This is a genomic window from Clostridium muellerianum, from assembly GCF_012926525.1.
Lineage (GTDB): Bacteria > Bacillota > Clostridia > Clostridiales > Clostridiaceae > Clostridium_AM > Clostridium_AM muellerianum.
The window spans coordinates 1-7,720 of record NZ_JABBNI010000041.1 but is presented as its reverse complement, the minus strand read 5'-3'; the positions used below and the strand labels follow the sequence as shown (position 1 = coordinate 7,720).

General features: G+C 29.6%; 7 protein-coding genes. All 7 read left to right on the top strand.

The features are described 5' to 3' along the window. The first annotated feature begins 144 nt into the window (after positions 1-144). The 7 genes from HBE96_RS17940 (at position 145) to HBE96_RS17910 (ending at position 7,593) form a co-directional block, all read left to right on the top strand. Positions 145-966: a sugar phosphate isomerase/epimerase family protein gene (locus tag HBE96_RS17940; RefSeq protein ID WP_169299096.1), complete on the top strand. Its 822-nt coding sequence runs from the start codon at positions 145-147 to the stop codon at positions 964-966. Positions 967-1,170: 204 nt separating this feature from the next. After that, entirely contained in the window at positions 1,171-1,914 is a 744-nt protein-coding gene (locus tag HBE96_RS17935; RefSeq protein ID WP_169299095.1) for a LytR/AlgR family response regulator transcription factor, read from the top strand. 47 nt (positions 1,915-1,961) lie between these two features. Next, a complete protein-coding gene (locus HBE96_RS17930; protein ID WP_169299094.1) occupies positions 1,962-3,257 on the top strand; it encodes a sensor histidine kinase in 1,296 nt (431 codons plus the stop codon). 229 nt (positions 3,258-3,486) lie between these two features. Then, positions 3,487-4,434: a trigger factor gene (locus HBE96_RS17925; RefSeq protein ID WP_169299093.1), complete on the top strand. Its 948-nt coding sequence runs from the start codon at positions 3,487-3,489 to the stop codon at positions 4,432-4,434. 47 nt (positions 4,435-4,481) lie between these two features. Beyond that, entirely contained in the window at positions 4,482-4,796 is a 315-nt protein-coding gene (locus HBE96_RS17920) for a thioredoxin family protein (RefSeq protein ID WP_169299092.1), read from the top strand. Between the two features lie 61 nt (positions 4,797-4,857). Then, positions 4,858-6,246: a TldD/PmbA family protein gene (locus HBE96_RS17915; protein ID WP_169299091.1), complete on the top strand. Its 1,389-nt coding sequence runs from the start codon at positions 4,858-4,860 to the stop codon at positions 6,244-6,246. Between the two features lie 3 nt (positions 6,247-6,249). Then, positions 6,250-7,593, top strand: a complete 1,344-nt coding sequence (locus HBE96_RS17910) for a TldD/PmbA family protein (protein ID WP_169299090.1) — start codon at positions 6,250-6,252, stop codon at positions 7,591-7,593. Positions 7,594-7,720: the final 127 nt, after the last annotated feature.

Below are 7,720 nucleotides of genomic sequence, written 5' to 3'. Positions count from 1 at the left end.
ACTTAAAGATCAATTAGAAGTTCTTAGAGGTAAATTATATGAAAAGTTATAAAGTTACATTGATTACATATAAACAATGTACAAATTAAATGAATTCAATTCGTGTAGCCTAGGCTACACGAGATATGAAAAGGAGTTATGATTATGAATATTTATATAAGCACAAATATGTATAAACCTAGTGAGTTAGAAAAAGTTTTTCAACTAATAAGAAAAGTTAATGATCCAAGTGTAGGCATAGAGCTTTTTCCTGAGTGGCATGATAAGCAGTTTATTTATACACTTAGACACAATTTGGATAAGTTAAAAAAGAGTCCATCTACATTACATGGACCATACTATTATACAGAACATTCTAAAAAAAATGGCACTATAGAATATGAGAGATCACAAGAGTATTTTAAAAGAACCTTTGAGCTGGCAAAAAAAATAAATAGTAAATATATTGTATACCATCATAATAATTGTGAAGTGAAACCTGAAGACAGAATGGAAATGGTAAACAATTCAACAGAGAACTTGATGGAATTAAATTTACTAGCTAAAGAATATAATATAGGCATTGTTGTTGAAAATGCAGGTGTAATTTCCCGTAATAATGTTTTGTTCAATGAAGAAGAATTTATTGAAATGGCAAGGAGTATTGATAATAATATATTAATTGATGTTGGGCATGCCTTTGCAAACAACTGGAATCTAGTTAAAGTCATAAGTGAACTAAAGGATAAAATTGTGTCCTATCATCTTCATAATAATAATGGTGTAGAAGATAATCATAATAGAATAAGAGATGGAAAATTAAATATAGATGATTTTTTTCAAAGTTATGCAAAATATACTCCAAATGCAGCCTTGGTCATTGAATACAGTAAAAATTGCAGCAGGTATATGGAAGATATTTTAGAAGATGTAAAGGAAATTAAAAAAATAACAGCAGATAAGGTGAAGTTTCCAAGTGCCATTTAGAAATTTTAAAACTGAAAAATAAAATAATTTATAATATAAACAAGTCGCTGAAGTTTTATATAATCAGAGGCTTGTTTTGATTTAAATTGATCCCTCACCATCACAATAAGTGCTTGTAAGTAAAGTTAAAATAATATAAAATATTAGTTATCAAAAAGTATCTCAACACTGTAGTAGTACTTACAGCTTTATAGGAGGATCAAAATGAATCCGCAATTGGATGTTTTATTAGTTGATGATGAGAAAATATGTTTGGATATTTTAAAATCAAATTTAAATGTATTTAGCTATGTTAATGTTGTAGGAGAGATTAATAATGGTGAAGATGTTGTTGGTTTTTTGCAAAAAAATCGAGTGGATTTGATATTTTTGGATATTGAGATGGAAGGCATTAGCGGCTTCGAAATTGCAAAGCACATACAATTAACTTATCCTGATATAATGATTATATTTTTGACTGGTCATGTTAATTTTGCTTTAGATGGCTATGAATATCAGCCAGTAGATTTTCTTATAAAACCGGTAAATTTATTAAGGTTAGAACAGGTTTTATCAAGAGTAAAGGATTTAAAATATAATTATAAGGAGAAAAAAGAAGCTCAGATAGGAGTTCATGTTGAGGGCGGGCTGGAAATTATTAATGTAAGTGATATATTATACATAGAAAAGGTGGGGCGAAAAATATATATTGTCTGCAAAAATGATGAAAAATTTACTTCAAGTGATTCATTGCAAAAATTAGAAGGAATTTTCGCAGAATACAATTTTTTTCGTTCGCATCAATCATTTTTAGTTCCAATAGATAAGATAAAAAGCATACATATAGATGAATTTAAAAGAGCTTATACCCTTCAATTAAAAGATGTGAAAGAAATACTGCCCTTAAGCAGGGGTAAGTATAGTGAATTAAAAGAGTTACTAATACGAAAAGGAATGAAATTTTATTAATCTTTATGATAAAAAAGTAATATTCTTTTCTTTGGTGGTGAATTGATTTGAATATTGATTTTTGGGATGTTGTTGGTATTTGGAAATGGGTCTTTTTAATATTTGCTTCACTTTTATTTGGGTTTTCTTTAATTGGACAAAAAGCAAGAAAAATAATGAAACCATTAAGTATTGCAGCTTTAATTATTAGTATACTTTGGTTTTTTTGTAGAATGTTTTTTATACAACACTATTTTTTTATGTGTATGTTTATAATAGTAATTCCCATATTAAAAAGAGTTTTTAATATCTCTTACCTTTTTACAATTATAGCAGCCATGTTGGCATTAATTTTATTCATGATTCAGCTTGTTTTAAGTCAGATTTTATTTAATTATTATTTAAAAGTAGATAGTGTATATTTGAATTTAATAGTAATAACAATATGTGTTTCCTTGGCATTTATCATACAGTGGAAAAAAATTTCTATATTTCCTGATAATGTACAAATGTATTTAATTGCAAAGGAAAATCAAAAAGTAAAGTTTGAATATAATTTACTATTAATGATATTTGTTCTATCTGTAATATTAATATGGATTACATATATTATAAAAAGCTTAAGTATATATCCTGTTAAGGATCAGGTTTATTTAGTTTCTTTTACTACTGTGGTATTTATATTAGTTGTTTACTTTATAAGAGTATTATCTTTTTATGCAATGGAAAGGATAGAAGTACTTATAGATAAGCAGTATCAAACAGAATTGCTTAATCTTATGCAAATAATACGTTCTCAGCGCCATGATTTTAATTTCCATTTGCAGGCCATTTCTGGTATGTTGGAAAACAAAAGCTATTTGGAATGTAATAATTATGTAAAGGCAATGGTAAAAGATGCAAGCATTACAAATGATGTACTGCCTTTGTACCATCCAGCAGTTAGTGCATTACTTAATACTTTTAGAGAAATAGCTGCACATAAGGGTATTCAGCTGGAAATTTTAATATACTATAATTTAGAACATATACCATGTACTGTTTATGAAATAAATAAGGTCATTGGAAACTTGGTTCAAAATGCAATAGATGAAGTTGAGCAGAATCCAGGCAATACACCTTGGATACAGGTTATGATTTTAAAACGCAGCAGTAACAATGTTATAAAGGTATCTAATAGATTGAATAAAGCTCCAAGTGCTTATAAAAATATCTTCAATTTTGGTTATTCAACGAAAACCTCACATGAAGGAATTGGTCTTAATACAGTGCAGAAAATTGTTTCAAAGTATGATGGAACTATATATCTTGAATTTGAAGAGAATATTATTCATTTTATAGCTCAAATTCCTATTAAGTACTAATTATTTTTAATAATATAATTAGAGAAAATACTCGCTTTTAAAGTGTGTATTTTTTTATATGACTAAAAAAGTACAAAATAGACACTGAAACTGCCAGAATAGACAAAGTGTATTGTGAGATAGTAAACAGAATAGTATTATTTATAGAAATAGATAAATTACCTCTAGAGGGACAAGTTTATAGATAAAGTTGAGAAAATTCAAAATACTGCTATGAGGAGTGATGATATTGTTCAAATCTAAAGTATTAGAGATTTATGATTTCAGAAATGTAAAAATTACTGAGGAGTTATTAAAGATAGAAATTGATAAAAGTGAGATAGATAATTCTTTGATGCTTGTAGCAAAAAAAAATGCTGTAAGTATTGATGCAGATGATGAAGTAAAAAAGGGCGATCAAGTTATTGTAGAAATGGAAAGTAGTTTAGATAAATTTAACAGAAAAAACCTTCCAATAGTTGTAGGAATGGGGTTGTTCAATAAAAGTTTTGAAGATGAACTTTTAGGAATGAAAAAGAATGAAGTTAAGTCTACAAATGTTGATGAAAGTTCTGTAACAGTTAAAATTATGAGTATTAAAAGAAAAGTAATACCAAAAGTAACAAATGAAATGATTAAGAAACTTGATATTAAAGGTATTGGTACTATAGATGAATTTAAAAGAAATATTTACAATGAGAAGGTTACAGAGATTAAAGTAGATAAATTACAGAAAATATGCTGGATGGTTTTGGATGAGGCAATTAAAAAATCCAAGTTTTTGGTGTTAGAAGATGATATTGAAAAACTATGTGATTCTGAATTAGATAGATGCAGAGCTATAGCGAAAAAGGAAAATTTGGTTTTTGAAGAAATGACAAAAGAGCAAATGGAAGCAAGAGTACCAGCTAGCACAGTAGAAGAATTTAGGGAGTACCTTAAAAAATATTATGCAGATGAATTAAAAAGCACTCTTACTGCAATGAAGCTTGCTGAGGAAGAAAAAGTTATATTTGATGAAAATAAGTATGATGAATATATAAAAGAGGAGGCTAAGTCACATTATAAAGGTGATATTGAAGCAGCAAAAGCAATGAATCCTTTTTTAAGATATATTTCATTACAATATAGCATGTACTTATATAGAAAAATTGAAAAATATTTTGAAACAAAATTTAACTGTGAGTTTCAGGAATAGTCAAATGTATATAAAAAATTATTTTAAATAGATATGGAGGAATTAGTATGGCAATAATACACGCTAATGAGAATAATTATGATGAAGTTGTTAAGGAAGGTTTTGTAATTGTTGATTTGTATGGAGAAAACTGTACTCCCTGCATGATGTTTTCAAAGGTTATTGAGGAATTAAATTACGAGCTTGATTTTATCAATGTCGTAAAGGTTAATACAACACAAAATGAGAGTATTGCTGCTAAAAATGATGTTACAGCTGTACCAACTATTTTGTTTATGAAGGATGGGGAGGTAATGGATAGACATATTGGTTTTATGAATTTAGAGCAAGTGAAAGAGAAAATAGGGCAGTATCTTTATTAGGTGGAGATTATATTTAAAAGTATTAAAATTCATAAAGCACTTGGTATAAAGGAGAGATACAATGTTAGGAAAAGCAACAATAGAAAAAATTCTCTGTGCTGCTTTGGAAACTGGCGGAGATTTTGCAGAAATTTTTATAGAGGATAAAACAAGTAGTAATTTTAATATGATTGGAGGGGTTCTTGAAAAAGCTATTTCAGGCCGCGACTTTGGTATTGGTATCCGTATTTTAAAGAATGACTATTTTGTTTATGCATATACCAATGAGTTTAGTGAAGAAAATCTTATAAAAGTTGCCAGAACTGCAGCACAGGGAATAAGTACACAGAAAAAGAATATTACTATTGATTTGCGTAAGAGTATTGTTAGAAATATGCATGAGATACGCATTATGCCTGATACTGTAAGTAAAAGAGAGAAAATAGACTGGCTCCGTAGAGCTCATCAAACTGCAAAATTTTATGATTCAGTTATTACCGAGACATACACTTCTTTTTCTGATTCTGTTCAAAATATTATAATTGCTAATACAGAAGGATTGCTTACTGAAGACACCAGGTGCAGAAGCAATTTAGGGATTAGTGTTATGGCTGAAGAAAATTCAATAAAAGAAATGGGGAATAAATCATCTGGATATTTTGGTGGACTTGAATATATGAGGCAGCTTGATATAGAAGCTTGTGCAGTTGAAGCTGCAAGTAAAGCAAAAAATATGTTGAAGGCAGGATATGCTCCTTCAGGGAAGTTCCCAGTTATTATTGGTAATGGTTTTGGAGGAGTTTGGTTCCATGAAGCATGTGGACACGGATTAGAGACTACATGTGTTGCCAATAAAGCATCTATATATGCAGATAAGTTAGAACAATTTATTGCTTCACCTCTTGTAACTGCATATGATGATGGAACACTTACTAATACATGGGGATCTTCAAATATCGATGATGAAGGGGTGAATACAAAAAGAAATCTGCTAATTAAAGATGGAATGTTGAAAGGCTATATTATTGATAGGCTTGGAAGTATAAAAATGGGAATGCCGTCAACTGGCTCTGGCAGGCGGGAATCCTATAAGTTTGCACCTACCTCTAGAATGAATAATACCTTTATTGCACAAGGCCAATCAAAACCAGAAGATATTATTAAGAATACAGAATATGGAATATATGCAAAATATCTTGGAGGAGGCTCAGTAAATCCTGCAACAGGTGATTATAATTTTAGTGTAAGCGAAGGTTATATAATAAAGAATGGCAAAATAACAGAGCTGGTAAAAGGTGCTGCATTAATTGGTAATGGACTTGATACATTGAAGAAGATAGATATGGTTGGAAATGACTTGAAGCTTGAAATGGGAACATGCAGTTCTCAAAGTGGATCAATTCCTGTAACAGTAGGACAACCTACTGTTAGGATATCAGAATTAACTGTTGGTGGAAGAGAGGAGGAATAAAAAATGAATATATTAGAGTTTCAAAAAAGTCTTTTTGAAAAGGGTAAACAGCAAGGTTTTATTGATATGGAAATTTTCTATTCCACCAATAAATCTAATTTTGTTAATGTTTCACAAAACAAAATTAGTAGTTATGTGGTTAACGAAAATGGAGGTGTTTCCTTTAGGGGTATATTCAATAATACAATGGGATATTCCTACACAGAAAAGTTGGATGATGAATCAATAGATTTTTTAATTAAAGAAGCAAAAGAAAATGCAGTGATTATTGAACTTGATGAACAATATGAGCTTTATGATGGTGCTGAAGACTATAATAGCATTAATAACTATTCTAAAAATATCTCAAGTATTGAACCTCAAAAGCTAATTGAAGCTGCTTTTCAAATGGAATCCATTGCTTTAAATAGTGATTCTCGTATAAAAAATGTAATTGAAGCTGGTATTTCAAAATTTGAAAGTGAGGTTGCCATTATAAATACCAAAGGATTGAATTGTCATTCAAAATATACAAGTGTATCAGCATGGGTTTATCTTATGGCCAATGATAGAAATCAAACTACCACAGGTTATTATGATGATTTTAGTCTAAGAGATTTTTCTGAATTAGATTTAAAAAGAATAGCAGAAAAAGCTGCCAGGGAAGCCACTTTGAAGCTTGGAGCAGATTCAATTGAATCTGGAAATTACCCTGTAATTTTTAGACATGATACCGCAAGTGAATTATTAGATATTATAATTTCAAATCTCTCTGGTGAAGCAGTGGAAAAGGGCTTTTCTAAACTTAAGGGAAGGCTGGGTGAAAAAATAGCAGGAGATAATATAACAATAATAGAAGATCCATTAATGAAAAATGTTCCTGGTGCCGCAGCTTTTGATGCAGAGGGATATCCAACAAGAAAAATAGAATTAATTAGAGATGGTAAACTTCTTAGCTTTTTACATAATAGAAAAACTGCAAAGAATTCTGGAACTGAATCTACAGGAAATGCTGTGAAAAATGGATATAGATCTACAATTTCTGTAGGACCGCATAACGTATATTTAAAACCTGGAAAACAATCAGTTGAAAATATAATTTCCAGTATGCAAAATGGTATTTATATTGTAGAGCTTCAAGGAACTAATGTTGGCATTAATTATGTTTCAGGAGACTTTTCTCTCTATGCTATAGGTTTTCTTATTGAGAGAGGAAGAATTGGAAGATGTATTAATCAGATAACTGTTTCAGGAAACATGTTTGACCTAATAAACAATATTGAGGAAATTGGAGATGATATAAATTTTAAAGGATCAGTATCATCGGCATCAGTAAAAGTTAATAATTTAACAATTTCTGGGAGTTAATTGATAGTGTAAAGTTTGCTATGAAAAAATAACGCTCAAAAAATATGCTCGTAAGAGCTCATGAGGTTGCTTATTTTTTCAAAGATAAGATTAGGTTGCTATAATCGCCACCCTTGACTGCATGACA

What these genes read in the sequence shown, in the direction of transcription:
- HBE96_RS17940 (WP_169299096.1), top strand. Translation starts at nt 145, where the DNA reads ATGAATATTTATATAAGCACAAATATGTATAAACCTAGTGAGTTAGAA.
- HBE96_RS17935 (WP_169299095.1), top strand. Translation starts at nt 1,171, where the DNA reads ATGAATCCGCAATTGGATGTTTTATTAGTTGATGATGAGAAAATATGT.
- HBE96_RS17920 (WP_169299092.1), top strand. Translation starts at nt 4,482, where the DNA reads ATGGCAATAATACACGCTAATGAGAATAATTATGATGAAGTTGTTAAG.
- HBE96_RS17915 (WP_169299091.1), top strand. Translation starts at nt 4,858, where the DNA reads ATGTTAGGAAAAGCAACAATAGAAAAAATTCTCTGTGCTGCTTTGGAA.
- HBE96_RS17910 (WP_169299090.1), top strand. Translation starts at nt 6,250, where the DNA reads ATGAATATATTAGAGTTTCAAAAAAGTCTTTTTGAAAAGGGTAAACAG.